The 20,043-nt window shown below is 37.1% G+C and carries 15 protein-coding genes; 11 read left to right on the forward strand and 4 right to left on the reverse strand.

Translation table 11 applies throughout. The features are described from left to right. Positions 1-12: 12 nt before the first annotated feature. Positions 13-1,455 carry an aldehyde dehydrogenase family protein gene (locus ACQKFG_RS07055; RefSeq protein ID WP_427557359.1) on the forward strand — a complete coding sequence of 481 codons (1,443 nt, stop codon included), beginning with the start codon at positions 13-15 and terminating at the stop codon, positions 1,453-1,455. A 66-nt stretch (positions 1,456-1,521) separates the two neighbouring features. Beyond that, positions 1,522-2,553 (forward strand): aromatic ring-hydroxylating oxygenase subunit alpha, encoded by a 1,032-nt coding sequence (locus ACQKFG_RS07060; protein ID WP_427557362.1) that lies wholly within the window; start codon positions 1,522-1,524, stop codon positions 2,551-2,553. 175 nt (positions 2,554-2,728) lie between these two features. Here the strand turns inward: ACQKFG_RS07060 and ACQKFG_RS07065 are convergent, their stop codons facing one another. Next, on the reverse strand, positions 2,729-3,175 hold the full coding sequence (locus tag ACQKFG_RS07065; protein WP_427557365.1) for a DUF5392 family protein: 447 nt from the start codon (positions 3,173-3,175) through the stop codon (positions 2,729-2,731). Positions 3,176-3,683: 508 nt separating this feature from the next. Here ACQKFG_RS07065 and ACQKFG_RS07070 point away from each other — a divergent pair. Both ACQKFG_RS07070 and ACQKFG_RS07075 read left to right on the forward strand, forming a co-directional pair. After that, positions 3,684-4,064, forward strand: a complete 381-nt coding sequence (locus ACQKFG_RS07070) for a hypothetical protein (RefSeq protein ID WP_427557368.1) — start codon at positions 3,684-3,686, stop codon at positions 4,062-4,064. Beyond that, positions 4,054-4,524 carry an endolytic transglycosylase MltG gene (locus ACQKFG_RS07075; protein WP_192205266.1) on the forward strand — a complete coding sequence of 157 codons (471 nt, stop codon included), beginning with the start codon at positions 4,054-4,056 and terminating at the stop codon, positions 4,522-4,524. Before ACQKFG_RS07070 ends, ACQKFG_RS07075 begins: the two co-directional genes overlap by 11 nt. 242 nt (positions 4,525-4,766) lie before the next feature. Here ACQKFG_RS07075 and ACQKFG_RS07080 read toward each other — a convergent pair whose 3' ends face one another. Together ACQKFG_RS07080 and ACQKFG_RS07085 are read right to left on the reverse strand one after the other, a co-directional pair. Continuing rightward, positions 4,767-5,342, reverse strand: coding sequence for a hypothetical protein (locus ACQKFG_RS07080; RefSeq protein ID WP_427557371.1), 576 nt, complete (start codon positions 5,340-5,342; stop codon positions 4,767-4,769). 20 nt (positions 5,343-5,362) lie between these two features. Then, a complete protein-coding gene (locus ACQKFG_RS07085) occupies positions 5,363-5,932 on the reverse strand; it encodes a membrane-spanning protein (RefSeq protein ID WP_427557374.1) in 570 nt (189 codons plus the stop codon). A 1,977-nt stretch (positions 5,933-7,909) separates the two neighbouring features. Between ACQKFG_RS07085 and ACQKFG_RS07090 the strand changes: the two genes are divergently transcribed. The 6 genes from ACQKFG_RS07090 to ACQKFG_RS07115 all read left to right on the forward strand — a co-directional run bounded on the left by ACQKFG_RS07090 (position 7,910) and on the right by ACQKFG_RS07115 (position 17,028). Further along, on the forward strand, positions 7,910-8,863 hold the full coding sequence (locus ACQKFG_RS07090) for a 2-hydroxyacid dehydrogenase (protein WP_427557377.1): 954 nt from the start codon (positions 7,910-7,912) through the stop codon (positions 8,861-8,863). A 23-nt stretch (positions 8,864-8,886) separates the two neighbouring features. Beyond that, positions 8,887-10,053 carry a saccharopine dehydrogenase family protein gene (locus tag ACQKFG_RS07095; RefSeq protein WP_427557379.1) on the forward strand — a complete coding sequence of 389 codons (1,167 nt, stop codon included), beginning with the start codon at positions 8,887-8,889 and terminating at the stop codon, positions 10,051-10,053. A gap of 448 nt (positions 10,054-10,501) precedes the next feature. Next, positions 10,502-11,869 carry an MFS transporter gene (locus tag ACQKFG_RS07100; protein WP_427557381.1) on the forward strand — a complete coding sequence of 456 codons (1,368 nt, stop codon included), beginning with the start codon at positions 10,502-10,504 and terminating at the stop codon, positions 11,867-11,869. Positions 11,870-12,724: 855 nt separating this feature from the next. Continuing rightward, positions 12,725-13,441, forward strand: a complete 717-nt coding sequence (locus ACQKFG_RS07105; RefSeq protein ID WP_192205259.1) for a FadR/GntR family transcriptional regulator — start codon at positions 12,725-12,727, stop codon at positions 13,439-13,441. A 1,074-nt stretch (positions 13,442-14,515) separates the two neighbouring features. After that, positions 14,516-15,709 (forward strand): M14 family zinc carboxypeptidase, encoded by a 1,194-nt coding sequence (locus tag ACQKFG_RS07110; RefSeq protein WP_427557384.1) that lies wholly within the window; start codon positions 14,516-14,518, stop codon positions 15,707-15,709. A 254-nt stretch (positions 15,710-15,963) separates the two neighbouring features. Then, positions 15,964-17,028: a M14 family zinc carboxypeptidase gene (locus tag ACQKFG_RS07115; RefSeq protein ID WP_342614076.1), complete on the forward strand. Its 1,065-nt coding sequence runs from the start codon at positions 15,964-15,966 to the stop codon at positions 17,026-17,028. A 191-nt stretch (positions 17,029-17,219) separates the two neighbouring features. On the opposite strand, the gene speB is transcribed toward ACQKFG_RS07115, so the two are convergent. Further along, positions 17,220-18,188: an agmatinase gene (gene speB, locus ACQKFG_RS07120; protein WP_260287661.1), complete on the reverse strand. Its 969-nt coding sequence runs from the start codon at positions 18,186-18,188 to the stop codon at positions 17,220-17,222. A 417-nt stretch (positions 18,189-18,605) separates the two neighbouring features. Between speB and ACQKFG_RS07125 the strand changes: the two genes are divergently transcribed. Continuing rightward, the gene (locus tag ACQKFG_RS07125; protein WP_349728123.1) at positions 18,606-19,952 is read left to right on the forward strand and encodes an APC family permease; all 1,347 of its coding nucleotides are present in this window, start codon (positions 18,606-18,608) and stop codon (positions 19,950-19,952) included. Positions 19,953-20,043: the final 91 nt, after the last annotated feature.

The raw sequence follows: 20,043 nt of genomic DNA on the forward strand, positions 1-20,043 counted from the left end.
GGAGGAAATCGTATGCGTTACTTAAATTATATTAATGGGAAATGGAAAGAACCAACTACAGGGGAGTATAGGGAAAACCTGAGTCCCCATAATGGAGAAAATTTAGGGGAATTTCCATCAAGTGCTGCCGCAGATTTGCATGATGCAGTGGCTGCCGCAAAAAATTCATTTCCTGCTTGGAAAAAACTATCGTTTCAGCAAAGGGCTTCATATTTACAGAAAGCAGCGGATATTTTGAAAAAGAATATGCAGGAAGTGGGGCGGGATTTGATAAAGGAAGAAGGAAAAACATTTCTGGAAGGGATGGGGGAAGCCAATCGAGCTGCCAGCATTCTTGAATATTATGCTGCTGAAGCCCGGCAGCCACTTGGAGAAGTAATTCCTTCAGCGAATGCCAATACATTTTTGTACACAACCCGTACTCCGCTCGGTCCGGTGGGGTTAATTACACCATGGAACTTTCCAATAGCCATCCCTGTGTGGAAATTGGCGCCTGCCCTGATTTACGGGAATACAGTCGTGATTAAACCGGCTGATCTTACACCTAAGTCGGTCTATCATGTGATAAAAGCATTTGATGAAGCTGGTCTTCCGGCTGGAGTCATTAATTGTGTATTCGGAAGGGGTTCGGTCATTGGTTCTGCATTAGTGGAACATCCGGATGTGAAGGCTATATCTTTTACCGGTTCGAATCAAGTAGGTCAGCAAATTCAAAAACAAGCGATTGAACATGGGAAGAAAGTGCAAACGGAAATGGGAGGGAAAAACCCGCTCATAGTTCTCGCTGATGCTGATCTTGAAAAAGCAGTGGAAATCGCTGTAGGCGGAGCTTTTAAATCCACAGGGCAAAAATGCACAGCCACTAGCAGGGTGATTGTCGAAGAAGGAATATATAAAGCATTCCGTGACCGTCTTGTCGCCCGGACGAAAGAATTAAAAGTGGGCGACCCGCTCAACGAAGAAACATATATTGGTCCGGCTGTATCTAAATCACAACGCGATGGCGTGCTTGAGATGATTGATACTGGGAAATCAGAAGCAACGCTTTTGTGTGGAGGAGAGATTCCGACTGAAGAGGAATTGGCGAACGGATATTATGTCCGACCGGCTATCTTTGAAAATGTTGCTCAGGATGCCCGCATTGCACGTGAAGAAATCTTTGGCCCGGTCATTGCACTTTTCAAGGCAGGAAATTATGAGGAAGCAGTTAAGATGGCAAATGATACAGAGTATGGATTGAGCGCAGCGATTTGTACGAATAATTTAACGGCGGCTCAAAGGTTTATTGAAGATGTCGAAGTGGGTCTTGTCCATGTCAATTCGGAAACAGCAGGAACCGAACCGCAAATGCCATTTGGCGGATGTAAAAATTCAAGTGCAGGCAGCCGTGAACAAGGGAAGAGTGCCGTTGAATTCTATACAGAAGTTAAGACAGTTTATATGGATCGGATATAACAACATTTTGTACCATGCGTTTTTTAAACTTTTAAATTAGAACATAATTCAGGAGGGATTTTCAATATGTCCACTAAAGGAAATGTACAATTCAGCCCGACACTCCCTTATTCACGGTATGTCGATCCAGAGGTATTCAATGAAGAACGGAAAAAAATTTTTAGAAAGAGCTGGATTTTAGCAGGACATGCAAGCCAAGTTGAAAAAGTGGGCGATTTCATGACATTGGATATCGCCGGAGAGCCGATTATCGTTTCTCACGGTACCGATGGTGAACTGCGTGCTTTCTATAATATTTGCCCTCATCGCGGAATGAAAGTAGAAAACTCCGATAAAGGAAATAAAAAAGTTTTACAATGCGGATATCATGGATGGACGTTCAAATTAGATGGAAGTGTATATAGAGCCCCTAATTTTAAAACGAATGAATTGGGCATACACAGCTGTATGAAATCCATACGCTTAGAAGTTCAGAATGCTATGATTTTTGTCAATCTAGACAAAAATGCACCTTCCATGGCAGAAGCATATCAGGAATTTTTAGAGGAAATGAAAGAGTATCCCTTCTTTGATTCACTGAAACTAGTTAGGGAAACCCGCCGTGTAGTTAAAGCTAATTGGAAAGCTGTTGTTGACAATTACCTTGAATGTGATCATTGTTCCATTGCCCATCCTGGCTTTGCGAAATCTTTTGATTTATCAAACTTTTGCACAACGACACACGACAAATTCACCCATCAATATATGTCGGTAAGCAAGAATGGTGAGGGTGACCAAGCACGTTTTTATTGGGTTTGGCCAAATATGATGATTAACGTTTATCCAGGAGATGGGAATGTGAATACCATTCAAGTAATTCCTGTTGATGCTGAGACGTCGTTAGGTATTTATCGTGATTACTCCCTCGATGAAAAAACAACCATAGAAAAAGAAGAATATTTTAAATTTGTTGATCAAGTACGGCAGGAAGATTTTGAACTGGTGGAAAAATTGCAAAAAGGATTAAGTTCCGAGGCATTTACAAATGGTATCTTTTCTCCAACTGAACATGCTGCAGTTTATTTTCATGAACTTATTAATAAGAACCTCCAGAACTAACTACTGAGCTAGCAATTGGGATCCACTTAAAGAAGAATCGTTCATAGTGAAATTGTTAATGTATTAGCTCTTAAACAACCAACCAGTATACCGAAGCATACTGGTTGGTTGTTTTATTTGTGATGACTTTTTTGGACAACCGATAAAGTTATGAAATTTGCGAAATGCCCTTAATTCATTCCGGGTGTGAGGATTGGTTCTTCCATTGTTGTTCTTCAGCAAGAAATTCAAAAAAAACATTCATGGCAGTAAGCGGATGCTCATTTACTCTCTTAAAGTAGTTACTTTTTCTGGCATCTGTTAAATAACCGCTTTTTTTGATTCTTTCCAACATATATTTTTGACTCATTTTCACTATTTCTCTTTGGTTGTGTTTGTTTTCTTTTATTAAGGCAAATCCTACAGCTCCCACCAATGCATAGATTCCAAGTGCGATTTTCGAGATGGGTAACGATTCGTTCTTAAATAAAAGAAAAAAAAGATTAATGATGGAAAAGCCTATCATTACCGTCGAAAAAAAACCGTATTTCATATTTTTCTTCAACAAGGGGGACAATGTTGATTGAAGTTGTTCGAGTTCGGCTTGCATGAAGCCCGGTATATTATTTATTTTGATATTCATTGTTTCCTCCTTATTATCTTGGATGAACCCAATAAGTATATTCACTAAAAAAAATGTACCTATTTAATGAAACAGGAAAAGGAACCTGATAATATATATCTTATCGTTTGGAAACGTGTTTGTCATTTAATATACCCCATGAACTTTCTTGGGGAAAGTAAACGAAATTGATGTATGTGGGTGATGAATGAAATGCCTAATTATATGTGTTGAACTAACTCAGATAGACAGCGTTCTCGCAGTATGAGGGTGCCAAATAAAGATCATTTGCCTAAATATATTAGCAAAGGTATCAATGATGAATGGAATATGGTAAAATGGTCCTCAAATGGAAGTCGTATTTTTCGTTTTTTCATCATTAATCGTTATAGATGGCCACCCTGCGCCTTTTTTTGTCATAAATACGTGACTATTGTGGTATTTTGTTCATTTAAATCGAGTTTTGGAACGAATCAATATATAATTAGAAAGCGAGATATTAGATTCAAAGATTAAGGAGGGACATAGAATGATGGAATGGGCTCTGATCATTTTGTTTGCTGCAGCAGTATTACTGTTCATTTTATCGTTTATTAAAAAGGATTCTGTAAAAGTGGACAGTCAATTGGAACAGGTTGCTATCACTTTTGGAGATGAAATGAATGTATTACAGGAAAAAATCAGGAACATCGAGATAGATGCTGAAATTACGGTGCAAGAGGCAGGCGTTCTAGCAATGTCTTCCGAAACGCGGATCTTGTTGCGTGAAGTGCTCGACCTACATAAGCGAGGCTATTCATTTGAAAGCATCGCACTGAAGACAAAACAGCCGGAAGATGAAATAGAACGCATGCTTACTCCTTACATAAAAATGAAGAATGAAAGGAGAACTGTGGCCAATGACATCTAAATCAATGCGCAGCTTTGCCGGAGGCATTGTTGTTGCGGCAGGATTGTGCGGTGCAGTGTACTTCTTTGGTCCAAGTGAAGCGACCGGCACATCGGAGAAACTATCAGAAGATGAGATGAAAGAATCTCTGGTTTCTGAAGGGTACGTCATACATTCAGAACAAGAATGGGAAGATCAGATTGCTGAAGCAAAGTCGATTAAAGATAAAGCGGAAGCTGAAAAAGAAAATGTAAAAGAACCAACAGAGAAAGTCATATACCGTACAGTTCTGAAAGTGTCTAAAGGCTCGACAAGCATCGATGTTGGTAAAACCCTTCAAAAAGCAAAAGTCATTAAGAATGCCAATGATTTTTCTAACGCGGTTGAAAAGAAAGGCAAGGCCAACGGATTACGACCTGGAACGTATGTGGTAGATAGTGCGATGACTACGGAAAAAATAATTTCCATTATATTTAAATGAACATAAAAACGACCATCGATAAGATGGTCGTTTTTGTTTGTCTACAAAAGGGTGTCAGGAATGGTTGCATCCCGAACCCTTTTCGTTTTATATGGAATGAAATCTCATTAGATTGAAGAAATTTGCGGCACTCCTGCCGAATAACTGGCTAGCCGTGACCCCGCTAGATGCTTGCGGCGAGTTGTCTTGGCAGGCAGTCGGCGGTAAGGGAGCGGATTTCTGAACTCAACTGGAACGTTTTTTCATGTTTTCTTTAACTTAACCTTTGTCCGCACTCCGGCCCACACTGCAATGATAAGTCCTCCAATAGTATCCGCGATTAAATCTATCATTGTATCTTTATTCCCTCCGCCTTGTAGTGTCATTCCGAATAATTGATCAGAACTGAATTCGTAGATCTCCCATATGACACCACCAAGTGCTGAGAAAGAGAGGGTAAACAAAAAGACAAACCAAGGGGATATCTCTTTGCCTGCATTTCTGAATACCAGTCGTTCATATAAAGCAATACCCGTAAAAGCTAGAAGGGAACCGCTTAGTAAATGTAGTAATGTGTCCCACCACCCCAGTCCATACCAACCTAAAATAGAACCTAAAAATTGTGAACCGAATAAGAAGATTAAATAGGAAATGATAATGGGCAGATTGAATTGAAGCTTGGTAAATAAGGCCAGTAAAAGGGGAATTGCCCCACATACCACACCGCCTATCGAAACCAGTGATTTGAAAGTTTCATCGGCTGAATAGAAAAAAATAGATAAAGCAGCCATGAAAAGGACATACACTAAACTTAATGAAATAACTAGCTTACGATTCATATGATTACCTCAACAAATTATCATAATTTTATTTTTTGTACACTAGAATAAATGGAAATAAGAAGACCACCAATAAGACCGAAAATTAGATCGTACATAGTATCTTTATTACCGCCTCGCTGCATGGTTTGAGTAAAAGTCTGGTCTCCTGCGAACTCATAGATTTCCCAAAGAACAGAGGCAGTGACTGAAAGCGAAAGAACAAATAGAAAGATGACCCACCTTGAAATATCTTTTCTCGCCGATTGAGGGATGTATAGTTTATAAAGAGCAATCCCAACAAAACCTACGAAGATACCTTTATAAAAGTGAAGGGTAGAGTCCCACCACTTAAAATCCACATAAAAATTTGCGATTGACCCTAAAAATGTCGTACAGAAAACAAAAACATAATAACCGATAATGATCGGAATGTTAAAAGGATTATGTTTAACAAATAATAATGAAATGGGCAAGGCACTTACCAATATTCCCCCAAGAGCTACCATCCATCGGGAAGAATCATCTTTAATGAGGTAAAAGATGAGTAAAACAGTCATGAATACTACAAAGACTAAACTAAGAATAATGATTATTTTATGTTTCACCATACCACCCCATTCATAACATTCATTGGATCATATCCTATTGTATTCAACTCAAATTCAACCGTGAATATGGATTTTATATCGAAGTTCTAGCATATTTTTATGATGATCTTTATATGCCGCCAACTCGCATTATTTTAATCATTTTGGCTACCTAAGCGTTTATGGGCTTAATAGTGGCCCAAAAACCAAGATATCCAGAATTAAAATGATTCCTCTGATCAATGTCCAGTATAAAAAGCTTTTTCTACTTCTATTCTTTTAGTGAACTTTGAAGGAAAATCATTAAAAAATTTAATGATTTTGGTGAAACCTTCCAATGTTAGCTAGGTGTTTTGTATATTACTTGAGGAATGAAAGAATTTTTTAAATTAGTAAGTAATATTAAACCGGATATGTAGAAAATTTCCAATGTTCGTGTAACAGTTTCAATACCAAAGCGAACGTTCAAGACAACACTACAGCTAACAAAATCAGCTAAAGAAGAAGGGGAATGTAAAATAACCGTTCCAACTAAATACAAATGATTAAATGTTGAAGCGTTCAGGCATTCACCTTTTTGCTTTCTTAATACTTCCTATTTTTGGCCATTCATGTTCAAGTTATTCATATAGATCAATTAATTTGAATGGTCACTGTCATCATTGGAGTTAAATTACCCATTATCAACGGTTTAAAGTGCCCCAAAAATAATAGATATCATCTCTTCACTTAATAGAGTTGGAGCGTTTGAGACGATGCTGAAGACTAGGGAATTTTTTATGATTAGAGAATTACATCAAAAAGGATGAACAAAAACAGCTATTGCCGAGGAAACGGGGTATGGTCGCAAAACAGTCAGTAAATACATAAAGGAAATTCAAGTACTTCATTCAACTATGCGAAAGGGTAGGGAGAGTAAATTTCGGAACATTTAAGAGCCTTATGCTTTGCAAAGAATTTAAGAAGGAACGCCAAATAGTATGGTCCTTTTTGAAGAAATTCAGACTTTGGGTTATGAAGGGAAAACAACGATTCTTAGAGAATTTGTTAAACCCCCATCGGGCTCAGCCGAATAAACAAGCTCAGATGGATTGGGAGGAAGTAGGAATGTATGAGGTGAATGGAAAGCTCCAAAAATTGTATTCATTCATCGTGATTTTAAGTTATTCCAAATGAAATATGGAGTTTCCAACGGATATGAAATTAGAAACTCTGATGAATTGCCATATGAATGCCTTTCCCCCTACTTTAATTGGGCTGCCGGAACAGATTCTCTACTACAATATGAAAACAGTCGTATCGTCCTCTAATAAATCATTTATTGAATGGGGAAAAGTAAACCGGTATTGATAAGGCACAGTAGTAAAGGATTAAAGGCTATTGTCAATGCCAATTCTATGACTACTTTTTATATTTAACTTTTGCCTTTGTAAATAATATGCCTGCGTTACAAATTGGTTTCATTTCTATTAATATGCTTTCTGGTCGATTGCCCTATTGGATTGTTAGATTACCTCCATGTTTTAATGATTCCTCCTTCCTTGAAAAATAACATCTTCACGATGCAGCCCCAGCGACTTCTCGTTATTTATCAAATATGCGTTCCCTATATTGGTAGTCTAAAGGACAATTTTTATGTTAATTATATCAGTTGATCAAAAATTTAAAATATTTTGACTAATGTAATTTTCTGTTATATAATTACGGTATTCCATGGTCAGACCAAAAAAAACGGTGTAAATTGCGGCTTAATGTAAACGTTATCATTTTAAATTTCCACCTTGAGAGGGGTTGATATATTAAAGAAAATGGGAAAGTCCATTTTTTCACCTATTCAGGTTTCCCTTCTAACCTACGATGTAAAAAAGAAGAAAAGGATATTGTACTATATCTAAAAAGAAATCCTGAAAACATAGTACTTAAAGACTGCCATTTCAGTCATATCTGCTAATTAAAGTTTCCTAAATTAATAGAGAAGTTGGTAAGGGGGTGATAAAGGTGTTAATAGTATATCCAGATGCGGATCCTCAATTTAAAAAATTACTAACGGATGAACTTCTCAATCCATTACAACAATTTGCCGAAATTCGTGTTTATGAAGGAAGACCTGAAACTCAAGAAGAGTTTGTAAACAGGGTAAAGGATGCCGATGGGATACTTCTGGGATGGTCAATACCGAATGAAGTTATTGCTAAATGCCCTAAATTGAAAATCATTTCATTTACCGGGATTGGTGCTTCTAATTTCATTGATTTGAAATTTGCAGCGTCTCGGGGTATTACAGTTACAAATACCCCTGGATATGCAGATAATTCAGTTGCAGAACATGCATTAGCATTAATGTTTTCGCTAGCAAAAAATATTAACCGGAATCACCAAAATGTAACAAGAGGGATTTGGGATCAGTCCAATATGATCATGGAGATAAAGGGAAAAACAATCGGTTTGATTGGATTGGGTGGAATAGGGCAGAGAATGGCTGAATTATGTAAGGTACTTGGCATGAATGTCATTTGTTGGACTTTTAACCCAAATAAAGAAAGAGCCCTAAAATTAGGTGTAACATTTACTAGCTTAGAAATGCTTCTAGAACAATCAGATTTTGTTTCACTTCATCTGCCGTTAACGGAAGAAACGAGGAAACTATTAGGCGAAAGGGAACTTTCACTGATGAAACGAGAGTCATATCTAATTAACACATCAAGAGCAGAATTAATCGATACAATTTCATTAGTTGAATTTCTTTCTTCATCACGAATTGCAGGCGCTGGTATTGATGTTTTTGATGAAGAACCTATTTTGGAAAATAACCCTCTGCTATCAATATCAAATGTAGTTCTTAGTCCGCATATTGCATTTAATACACCCGAGGCTTCAAAAGAAATTTTTATTATAGCAATAAATAATCTAGTTCAATTTTTTAATGGAATCAATCAAAATGTTGTTATTTAATTTATTAAGAGAGGGGAATTAAGATGAAAATTATAGTTATTGGTGGAGCAGGAATCCAAGCATTAGGGACAATTTATGATTTGTTAGAAAATGATGAAGTTACAGAGGTTATGGTTGCTGACATTTTAATAGAAAAAGCAGAAGAAAGAGCTAAGCAAATCGGAGATCCACGTTTAACAGCCAAGCAGATTAATGTTCTTAACGAAGAAGAAACTGCCAATGTCATTAAAGGCTTTGATGTTATTATCAATAGCGGTCCAGCTTTTCTATGTCCAAATGTAACCAGGGCGGCATTAAAGGCGGGAGTCAATTATGTAGACCTTGGCGCTTGGCCAAAAGAAACTGCAGAACAGCTAGAATTGACAGAAGAATTTGAGGCAAACGGAATCACAGCCGTCCTTGGAATGGGAAGTGGTCCTGGAATTTCAAATATGATGGCATTAGCTGGGGTAGAACAGTTAGATACAGTATCTGATATTGATATTACAATTGCCATGAAGGATTTTACAGAATACTCTTCTCCGTTAGTTACACCATATATGCTAGATACTATTATCGACGAGTATACTATAAATCCGGTAGTTGTAAAAGATGGTGAAATAACGAAAATTGCCCCACTTATTTCTAGGCCTGTTGAATTTAAGGAACCGATTGGCCTTGCAAATCCTATATATACAATTCATCCTGAACCCGTTACACTCTATGATTCATTTAAAGACCAGGGTTGTAAAAATACTACCTTCAGCATTGCTCTTCCAAAGGAGTTCCATGAGAAAGTGGAGTTTTTAGTTCAGCTTGGGTTTGGTAGTAAGGAACCTATTAATATGGGTGGGGCTGAGATATCTCCAAGGCAAGCATTACTAACTGTTGCTAATCAACTTATACAACCAAAAGTGGATAAAGATCAGTATAGTGTAACTCGTGTTGACGTAACAGGTGAAAAAAATGGTCGGAAAGAGAAGGTTGTAGTTGAGGTATATGTTGGGAGTGAAAAGAAATGGAATATTCCTGCTGGAGCATTGAAAACATCTATACCTCCTTCCATTGTGGCTCAAATGCTTGCAAAGGGCCAAGTTAAACGAAAAGGTGTATATCCTCCGGAAAAATGTATTGAAACCGCTGCATTCTTTAAAGAATTAGCGTTAAGAGGTATGGAAGTATACTCGAATAAGGTTGAACATACTTTGTAAATATAAAATGTAATACAACGTGGTTGTATTACATTTTATGACATTAGTAAAAATGATTTACCGGCAGACAACGTATTTAATTTGATGTCCTGAAAAGCTTGCTTTGGTTAATATCATGTAATAATTATTTGTGGGGGCCCAATTTAGTATTTTTCCAATAATTCGTTGATATTTTATGGGTTTTCGTTAAAAATGCGATTTTGTTTGTCAATTTAATAACGAAAATCCTTAATCCAGTAAAGCATTACTTTTCCTTCTAAGTTCTTCATAATGTATTTCTTAATCATACAAGCTATTGAGAACGTTATAATTTTTTGATTATTTGCGAAATTCGTTTTACCCACCTTTCATCCAGACAGACTTTTGAAAAATGGGAACAAAGAAGAAATGAAGCGCAAATTATTATGAAGAAAAAAAAGAAACCTTTTATTCAAAGGGGGAAATAGTAATGTCAACCAAAGCACGTAATATTGTTGATGATTCACCATTAACGAAATTCCACATGAAATTAACAATATTTACAGCAGGTGGTCCTTTTCTTGATGGTTATATACTTAGCATCGTTGCAATGGCTTTAATCCCATTAAATCAATCATTTGAAATCAACGGTTTATGGAACGGGCTACTGGGTTCTTCTGCTTTAATTGGAATATTCATTGGTGGAATAATATTCGGCTATCTAACGGATAGGATTGGCCGCGAAAGCATGTATCGTTTGGATCTAATAGCATTTCTTGTTTTATCTATACTTCAAATATTTGCAACAAATGTCGAACAGCTATTTATTATCCGAGTGTTGTTAGGTATAGCCATTGGGGCTGATTATCCAATTGCCACCTCGTTGTTAACGGAATTTGCACCTAAGAAATATCGAGGGAAAATGATCGGATTCCTTACTATATCTTGGTATTTGGGTGCAACTGTCGCTTACTTTGCAGGCTACTTTTTATTAAACTTAGGACCAGATGCTTGGAAATGGATGTTAGGATCAAGTGCTATACCTACATTAATTGTTATATTTATGCGTTTAAATACTCCTGAATCACCAAGATGGCTTTTAAGCAAAGGACAGAAAGAAAAGGCATTACGAATCATGAAAAATATCTATGGGGAATCCACGACACTAGAAGATATTCCTTCAGGACCAGTTCAAAAACCAAGTCTTATGAAACTCTTTTCGCCCGCCTATCGAAAACGTACGATTTTTGTCATGCTATTCTGGAATTTTCAATTAATCCCGATGTTTGCGATTTATACATTTGCACCAACTTTGTTAGAAACCTTTAATTTAAATAAGGGGGATTTATCCCATATTGGATCGGCATTAATTTCATTCATGTTTTTAATTGGGTGTACGGTCTCTATGTTCTTTATTGATCGCATTGGACGGAGATCACTCTGTATCGGGGGCTTCTTTTTTACCACAATCGCCCTGCTAGGTCTGGGGCTAGCACCTGAAGCAAGCGGTTGGATCATCGTTAGTTTATTCTTTATGTATGCATTTTTCGCAGGAGCTCCTGCTATCCTTGAATGGGCTTATCCAAATGAACTATTCCCGACAGAAATTAGAGGAACTGCAGTTGGCTTTGCTACAACAGTAACTAGAATCGGTGCCTCAGTCGGAACATTCGGTTTACCAATTGCTTTAGCAACATATGGAGTCGGACCCACGATGCTATTGGCAGCAGGATTGAACGTTATCGGATTACTAGTATCCGTCTTTATGGCACCTGAAACAAAGAACCTTAGCTTAGAAGAAGCGAGCCAAGATGAAGCGAGTAAAATGGATGAAAAAGAGGATGTATCAAACTATTAAAAGAAAACGTAACTTAAAAAATTTTCTGAAAGTAAAAAATGAAAAATGAAGTTACATTGGCAGACTATAAAAGAAGTCTGCTTTCTCTCTTTTTATAAAGATAGACACTTTATCATTATTCAAAAAAATTAGGAGTCTTCTTAACATAGTAGCCATACAAAGCTATTTTATAAGTTTAGGATGACTCCTTTTTATATGAAAATTTTGATTCGGAAAGATACTTAGTATAAAAAACTCAGACAAGTTTCCCTGTATCAATATTCTAATACTCCTATTATTGAGATGACCAACCCCAAAACTATTGAGATACTCCTCTTTATGTTAGGATGTGATACTTGTGTGGAATGTTAGAGTTTGAATCTGCCTAATCAGTGGCAAAATAATTGGAATAGCTATATGATTATTTTCCCGTGTGCATCTTCTTATTTATTACGGAATGTATCAGTTTGAGAAATCGGAATCGGAATCGGACTAAATGAGTCAGGAGTTTCTTTTGATTTTAATTTTCTACCTTTACTGCAATTTCTTGCTTTTTTTATTGGTGGGTGAAATAACGAATGAGCAAATCTTTGGCGGCAATACTTGATCAGAGGATTAAAATGATCAAGGAAAACAGGCAAATATAATATAAAAGTTATTTCATTAAAAAATCTAGAAATAGTTTGAATAATATGAAATACTTTGAAATATCACTAGATGTCTCGTATAATAATTGGGACTAACTCCCTGGTCTGACCGAAAGTTCAATTTGTTCATAGCTAAAAACTATAGAAAGATATTTTATTAAGAGAGTAAAAGGGGGTACTGAAAATTAAACTAAGTAAAGAGTCTCCAGTAAAGTCGTACGTAAAAATAATGGAGGAAATTAGACACTTAATTCTTGAAGGTGGGTTATCACCAGGAGATAGATTGCTATCTGAACGCGAATTGTCTACACAGTTAAAGGTTAGCCGGACAGTGATAAGAGAAGCTTTAAAGTCATTAGAAATGCTTGGTATGGTTGAAGTGAAGGCTGGTGGTACCTTTATTAAGGAACCTGAGTTGAAAGGGATATATCATACCCTATCCTATACAATGGCTTTGGATAGTGTCACTATATTTGATTTGTTAGAAACTAGGAAAATCATTGAGGTTCAAGCAATAAAATTAGCATCAATCCGGAGAACAAGTAATGATCTGGCGATCATATCTGAAATATTAGAAGAAATGAAAAAGGCATTCATTGAAAATGATTTTCAGAAGAGTGTAGCTGCAGATCATAAATTTCATTCTTATATAGTAAAATCCAGTCAAAATAAGGTTCTCTCAATAATGATGGAAGCGGCATCCGATTTATTTAGAGAGGTCTTATTTATCACAAGAGAAAAATTAGGTCAATACAGTGGAATGGATAAGGCAATTTATGCCCAACATTTTTCAATCTTTAAAGCAATTAAAGATCAAGATGTTGAATATGCAGAGAAAATCATGACAGAACACTTAGATTCATTAGAAAGTGAATTGAAAATGATTTTCCAAGGTATCGAACCAGAACTTCCAAGAATAGATGAAGATGATTTAGATGATCTTTAAATCTTTATAAATAATTCTTTGTACTTTTCATAATATGCATTTTTAAAAGGGAAGGAATTTAGTGGTGATATAATAGGCCCGGTTGAGAATCATTGGGTAAGCAAGGAACGGGAAATTTTTATTTTTAGATATTCCTAGCGGAAAGAAGAAATAAAGGGTGATAATTCTTGGCCAATCTTATTTAAGCATGTCAGAATTTGAACTCTTTTATGTAGCAATTGGAACTATGTTTACTATCTTGACATTTTAGTCTAGAGCCGGAAACACAGCCATAAAAAGGGTCTTTCTTGAATGATCCGATAAAAATAATAGCAATTAACCTTAGAAAGAGTAACCTAAATGGTTACTCTTTTTTTGGGAACATTAGGGAGTTAGGCGTTGAAAAGACGAACTCTAATGAAGCAATAAGAAAGTAGTTTAAAATTAGTACTACTTACTAAAAGAAGAAACTCGTCAAAAAAGTAGTTGGGAGAAAAATTATATTGTATAAATGGAATTTTTATTAATGCCTTCAACCACTAAGACTCTTTTCCATTACATCTGCGTATAATTTTTGTTATAAACTAAAACTATGTTTGATCAAACATATCGTGTAAATCAGCGTTTTACGGCTTACAAAAAAACCAAAGCATTCATTTTGAGCAAACTTTATTAATAACGGTTCAACTTTTTTATAAAGTTGCAAACATTATTGAAAAGCTACATTCATAACCCTTATTCAAAACTTCATACTTTCATGGGCAGGATATTTTAGGTGCAAAAAAGGCTATATGTCATAAGGGGAGTATAAGCCCCCTCTTGAAAATTGTACTGGAAGAGAAAATAAAATATAGTATAGCCGAATTTTTTTGAATTTATTGATGAGTATCAGAGCGTTGAAATCAAGATTCCAATGTAATATATTCAGCACCCTGTTTCTTTTGCCCAATTATGTATATAACTGAGCAGGCTATATCCAAGGCCACTAGGCCGATCATTAAAATCCATAATACGACATCAAATTCCAACATATTTCTACTTTGCCCTTTTGTATAATGAGATAGAATAATATTTTTAGGGAGTGATTGTTGTAATATGAAAAACAGGAAAATTGTTTCAACTCTAGGAGTTGCCGTTTTATCGGCGAGTATTGCGGCACCAACATTTGCAGCTAATGAAACGTCCCCAGGAACACCCATTCAACAAACTTATTCGGTTTCAGGTTTTACAGATCATGCTGAATTAGGGAAAAAGCTAAAACAAATTGCGAGTGCTAGCCAAGGTAAGGTGAAAGTGGATGTAGCTGGATATTCCAATAGAAATAGAGAAATCTATAAAGCAACTGTGGGAACAGGTGACAAAGTCGTTTTAATTCAAAGTGAGATTCATGGAAATGAGAAAACTGGTACGGATGCCATCTTGAATGTCTTGAAGTTTTTGGGGACCAATTCTCCTGAAGCGGAGAAAATTCGTAAAGAAATTACCTTGGTGGCTTTGCCTAAAATGAATCCGGATGGTGCTGAATTGAACCGCCGGGGAAATGATATGACCTGGTCAGAGGTCGTGGAACAGTTTCCACAGTTAGCAGGAGCGAATCCATCTTGGAACTATTATACATACAAAAATGAATCATTCGATTATGAGTCCAATCCTGGTTTCGATGTCAATCGTGACTTTAATCCTGATTTAAATTATACTCCTCAAGCTAAAGACTTCCCTGGAAAATCATCCACCCCTGGTTGGTTCATAACACCTGAATCACAAACTACGCGTGATGTTTACAAGTCTCTCCTGAAGCAATATGGAAAGGTGGAGGTTTTTGTGGACTTGCACCACCAAGCTCCCTATTATGAAATTGATGGAACGGATGATTTAGTCACATACTCGCTTTCCGCTCAATTTGTTCCTGATCCAAGCTCGCCTTCAGGACAAGAGTATGCCAAATATGCCAAAAACTATAATTACGATTTTTCCAGACAATTGAATGTAGCGGTATATAATGCTATGAAAGAACAAGGTAATTCTCCATATGGAAATATATCTTTATATCCGCAAAACCAAAATCTTCCTGGAACGGCTTTAGGAGCCTTTGCTTTAAACGGAAGTGGGACAGTGCTCTTTGAAGTTAGAGGCCAGACACAGTCTTTTGGCCAAAAGAAAAAAGGCATGCTTATTCAAGCAGTGGAAAGAGGGTTATATGGAATAATTGATGGAGTTACTGATGGCTCAGTATATAAAATCAATCCGGAACAATACGAGTCAATTCCACTGACGGAGGGCAGGCAATAATAAAAATTGATAGTTTCATCAAATTAATTAGTAACCAGACGGGTACCCGTCTGGTTTTTCTTCCTGATCGGTTTCGGCAACCAGAAAATGCTTTTTGAATATCGCCATTGTAGAAGTAATTCCTTTCAAGTTATATGGTGCAGAAGAAAATGATTTGAAACATAGGTATTTTCCACTATTAACACAAAGTGTTAAAAATGTCAGAATATTAGTAATGGTTATTTTTTTTAATTAAATTTTAAGGAGGGTTTTTATTGAATTTTAAAAAGAAAGTCCTATCAGTTTCATTATCTAGTTTAATGACATTAAGCGCAGTTACAGCTGTTGCGCTGCCAGTCGGAGCGGTTGGAAATGGTCCCAGTGCTGGAAATGGTCAAGTGACAACTTCAAAACTTCATACATATGAAAGCCTGGTAAGCTATCTTAAAACGCAGGATGCTAAACAAGAAAGGCTGGCACTGGAAGTAATCGGCGAAACGGTAAAAGGGAGGGATATTTACTTAGCGAAATATATTTCAAATCCTAAGAATCCTACTATACTATTTTTAACTCAACAGCACGGAAATGAACAACTGACTACTGAAGGTGCACTAGAATTCATTAAACATCTAGGCACGAGTAAGACTAAAGGTTTATTGGAAAATGTTAATATACTGATCATTCCCATGTTAAATGCAGATGGGGCAATGGGAGATGTTAATTTCCCTCTTGATGACTATTTAGCAAAAGGAGATCGACATTTAACACGGGCAAATGCAAATGGGGTAGACTTAAACCGTGAGCATGATAAAAAAACTGATTCCATGCAAGTGGAAGTAAAGGCTTTACACGAAAATGTATTTGCGAAATACGATATAGATTACATGATAGATCTACATCATCAAGGGACGCTAAGCGAAACAGATGGTGAACTTGTTTCAGGTTCAATTCTTTATCCTACAAACGCAAACGTAAAGCCTGAAGTATTAGAAGCGTCAAAAAAACTGGGTGCTGTTGTATATAACTCCATTGAACCAACTGGTTGGGGGCATATTGGTAAGTATGATGGCGGTTCTGGAGAAAATATAGGCCGTAATGGTGCAGCCGTTCGTTATGATATTGCCACACTGCTCTTTGAGATGCGAGGTATGTCGGACCACAATATCGAGTCAGTGGCGCTTGGACAAAAAAGTAATGGCTATCTAATAAAGCAAACAATAACCACTTTGGATGCAGCTGTCAGAGCTATCGCCGATGATTCAATAGAAACTGTTGATGCAAGCTTTTGGAATACCCTGCCAACACAATCCAATCGTCCTGGGGCAGAATCAGACGAATAAAATGATGACACATCCCATTCTTTCATAGGGGATGTGTTTTTTTATTTTTCCCACACCGATAGCCCGAACTTGTTCATCAGTTTATATGAAATGATTTATAGAGGAAATCCAGGACTAGATAAAAGATGATAGAGAAAAAAGGCATCTGCTCTCAATGCATGCAGATGCCTTTTCAACGATACTGTTTGCTTCTATAAACTTTTTTCGGCTGAATTCTCCTCTTTTTGTTCTTCTTTTAGCTGTAAGGCTACTAAACTGGCAAAGTCATGAATGATGGTGGCTGCCAATAGTGATGTAATTTGTGTTGGATCGTATGGCGGGAGGACTTCCACCAGGTCGAATCCAATAAAGTTGAATCCTTGCAGAGAGCGTATCATCTCTAGGGTTTCAAAGCTATTTAGACCGCCGACCTCCAAGGTGCCAGTTCCAGGAGCACATGATGGATCTACAAAATCAATATCAAAGGTCAAGAAACATGGTGTATCCCCTATGGTTTTCTTGACTTCCTTCACGACATCTTCGATTCCTCTTTTCTTCAGTTCAGGCGTAGTTATCACATTGTAACCTAGATCTGTACTTGAATCTATATCTCCTGGATGATTGAGCGTACCCCTGATGCCAATCTGGAAAACTTTATCCGTTTGGAGCAAGCCTTCCTCATATGCACGGATAAACGGGGAACCATGCCAGTATTTTTCATCATAATAAGTATCCCAGGTATCTGTATGTGAATCAAAATGAAGAAGAGCAACAGGACCGTGTATTTTGGCGGCAGCTCTTAGATTAGCCAATGTTACTGAATGATCTCCTCCGATGCCTATTGGAATGATACCGTTTTTCATCAAGTCTGCCATAGCCTTTTCAATTAGCTCATAGCTTCGATGTATATTATGGGGAATCACCGAAACGTCCCCAATATCAATTGCATTACATTCGTCAAACGGAAATACCTTGTGAATCGGATGGTAAGGAAACAACGTCATGGATGCCTGGCGGACTGCCTGCGGAGCAAACCGGGCTCCTACCCTGAATGAAGCAGCTGTATCAAAGGGCATACCTACCACTGCCAATTTGGCATTTTCTCTTGTAGAAGGTAAGCGCATAAATGATCCGGTGGTACAAAACTCTGGTTTAACATCAGGGGATAAAGGATATTTCATTTTTCTATTCCTCCATTTTCTTATAATGATAATAGTTTTGAAACTCATATAATTGAATTCCTATGGATGATTAATTATGCAATTATCATGCCAGGTCACAGTAAGTGATTTAATGAGGATTTATACGCATATCATTGGCTTGCGTTATGCAGAGGCGAATAATTTATGGGGAATTGAATCGCCGATGAAGAGATGCTCCAAGACTTCATTTCTTTAAATCAATCATGTGCCGGTAAGAATACAGGAATTAAGTAGCATTTTTGGCGTTTTTCGCTGGTCGAGTAATCCGAAATCATGTGGCACAGAATTTGCATTAAGGTATACAGGTAAAACTTTTAAAAGAGGGAGGCATGAAGATTTATCTATTTTAAAAAATTGACCCACTGATTTGAAAGCGGTTTCAAGGAGGAATGATAGATGGAAAATGAGGTTACATTGAAAAGATCACTGAAATTATGGCAAATCGTTATGATGGGGTTAGCATATATGACCCCCATGGTTGTATTTGATACATTTGGAATTGTATCTGGGATTACGGGCGGCCATGTGCCGACTGCCTATATCTTTGCATTGGTGGGGATGCTTTTTACAGCTGCAAGCTATGGAAAACTTGTAAAGGTTTTTCCTGCTGCAGGTTCTGCCTATACTTATACGCAAAAGGCCATAAATCCGCATTTAGGATTCCTGGTGGGATGGTCTTCGTTGTTAGACTATTTGTTTTTACCTATGGTCAATGCATTATTGACCAAAATTTATCTCACAGCATTATTTCCAGGGGTTCCTACATGGATTTGGGTAGTATTATTCGTAGCAATCGTCACCATTTTCAATCTCCGGAGTGTCAATGTACTTGCTAACTTTAATGCGCTTTTTGTTTTAATTCAGATTGCCATCATGGTAGTGTTCATCATTCTTGTTGTCAAAGGTTTAAATGCTGGAGAAGGTACAGGAGAAGTGTTTACGATAAAGCCTTTCGTAAATGAAGGAATGGAAGTTTCGGCAATAATAACCGGGGCCACGATCCTTTGTTTTTCCTTTTTGGGATTCGATGCGGTAACGACACTATCTGAGGAAACGCCAGATCCGAAAAAAACGATTCCAAAAGCGATATTTTTAACTGCACTTTGGGGCGGAATCATCTTCATTACCGCATCTTTCTTTATTCAGCTCTTTTTTCCGGATATATCCCGTTTTAAGGAACCGGATGCTGCATTGCCGGAAATCGCCCTTTATGTAGGTGGGAAGCTATTTCAATCCATTTTTCTTTGTACGACTTTCGTCAATACGCTAGCCTCGGGACTAGCATCGCATGCCAGCGTTTCCCGTCTTTTGTATGTTATGGGACGTGATAAAGTGTTTCCGGAAAAATGGATTGGGTTTATTCACCCTAAGTGGAAGACTCCAGCCATTAATGTACTCATAGTTGGAGTCATTTCATTGTCTGCTTTATTCTTCGATTTAGTGACAGCGACTTCACTGATCAATTTTGGTGCATTAATGGCATTTACCTTTGTAAACCTTTCAGTGATCAGCCATTTTATCATTCGGGAAAAGAAACATCGAACGATAAAGGGGTGTATTCAATACTTAATAATGCCTTTAATTGGAGCTATAGCAATTGGCATTCTTTGGATCAATCTTGAGACAAGTTCCCTAATAATGGGTATAAGTTGGTTCATTATTGGTTTTTGTTATCTATTATATATCACAAAGGCATTTCGGAAGGCTCCGCCCCAATATCATGTTGAAGAAATTCAGCTATGAGACTTTGCCAGTAAAAACTGATCCGATAAGGATGAGTCAGTTTGTAGCCAAAAAGGGTTTGGAATAGTTTCATTCCAAACCCTTTTTGGTT

It is taken from the genome of Peribacillus sp. NPDC076916, from assembly GCF_050269675.1.
Classification (GTDB): Bacteria; Bacillota; Bacilli; order Bacillales; family DSM-1321; genus Peribacillus; species Peribacillus aracenensis.

Bases quoted from the DNA above. Each gene is read 5' to 3' on its own strand.
- ACQKFG_RS07075 (WP_192205266.1), top strand. From the start codon at position 4,054: ATGACATCTAAATCAATGCGCAGCTTTGCCGGAGGCATTGTTGTTGCG.
- ACQKFG_RS07105 (WP_192205259.1), top strand. From the start codon at position 12,725: ATGGAGGAAATTAGACACTTAATTCTTGAAGGTGGGTTATCACCAGGA.
- ACQKFG_RS07065 (WP_427557365.1), bottom strand. From the start codon at position 3,175: ATGAATATCAAAATAAATAATATACCGGGCTTCATGCAAGCCGAACTC.
- ACQKFG_RS07100 (WP_427557381.1), top strand. From the start codon at position 10,502: ATGTCAACCAAAGCACGTAATATTGTTGATGATTCACCATTAACGAAA.
- ACQKFG_RS07085 (WP_427557374.1), bottom strand. From the start codon at position 5,932: ATGGTGAAACATAAAATAATCATTATTCTTAGTTTAGTCTTTGTAGTA.
- speB (WP_260287661.1), bottom strand. From the start codon at position 18,188: ATGAAATATCCTTTATCCCCTGATGTTAAACCAGAGTTTTGTACCACC.
- ACQKFG_RS07080 (WP_427557371.1), bottom strand. From the start codon at position 5,342: ATGAATCGTAAGCTAGTTATTTCATTAAGTTTAGTGTATGTCCTTTTC.
- ACQKFG_RS07110 (WP_427557384.1), top strand. From the start codon at position 14,516: ATGAAAAACAGGAAAATTGTTTCAACTCTAGGAGTTGCCGTTTTATCG.
- ACQKFG_RS07095 (WP_427557379.1), top strand. From the start codon at position 8,887: ATGAAAATTATAGTTATTGGTGGAGCAGGAATCCAAGCATTAGGGACA.
- ACQKFG_RS07055 (WP_427557359.1), top strand. From the start codon at position 13: ATGCGTTACTTAAATTATATTAATGGGAAATGGAAAGAACCAACTACA.
- ACQKFG_RS07060 (WP_427557362.1), top strand. From the start codon at position 1,522: ATGTCCACTAAAGGAAATGTACAATTCAGCCCGACACTCCCTTATTCA.
- ACQKFG_RS07070 (WP_427557368.1), top strand. From the start codon at position 3,684: ATGATGGAATGGGCTCTGATCATTTTGTTTGCTGCAGCAGTATTACTG.
- ACQKFG_RS07125 (WP_349728123.1), top strand. From the start codon at position 18,606: ATGGAAAATGAGGTTACATTGAAAAGATCACTGAAATTATGGCAAATC.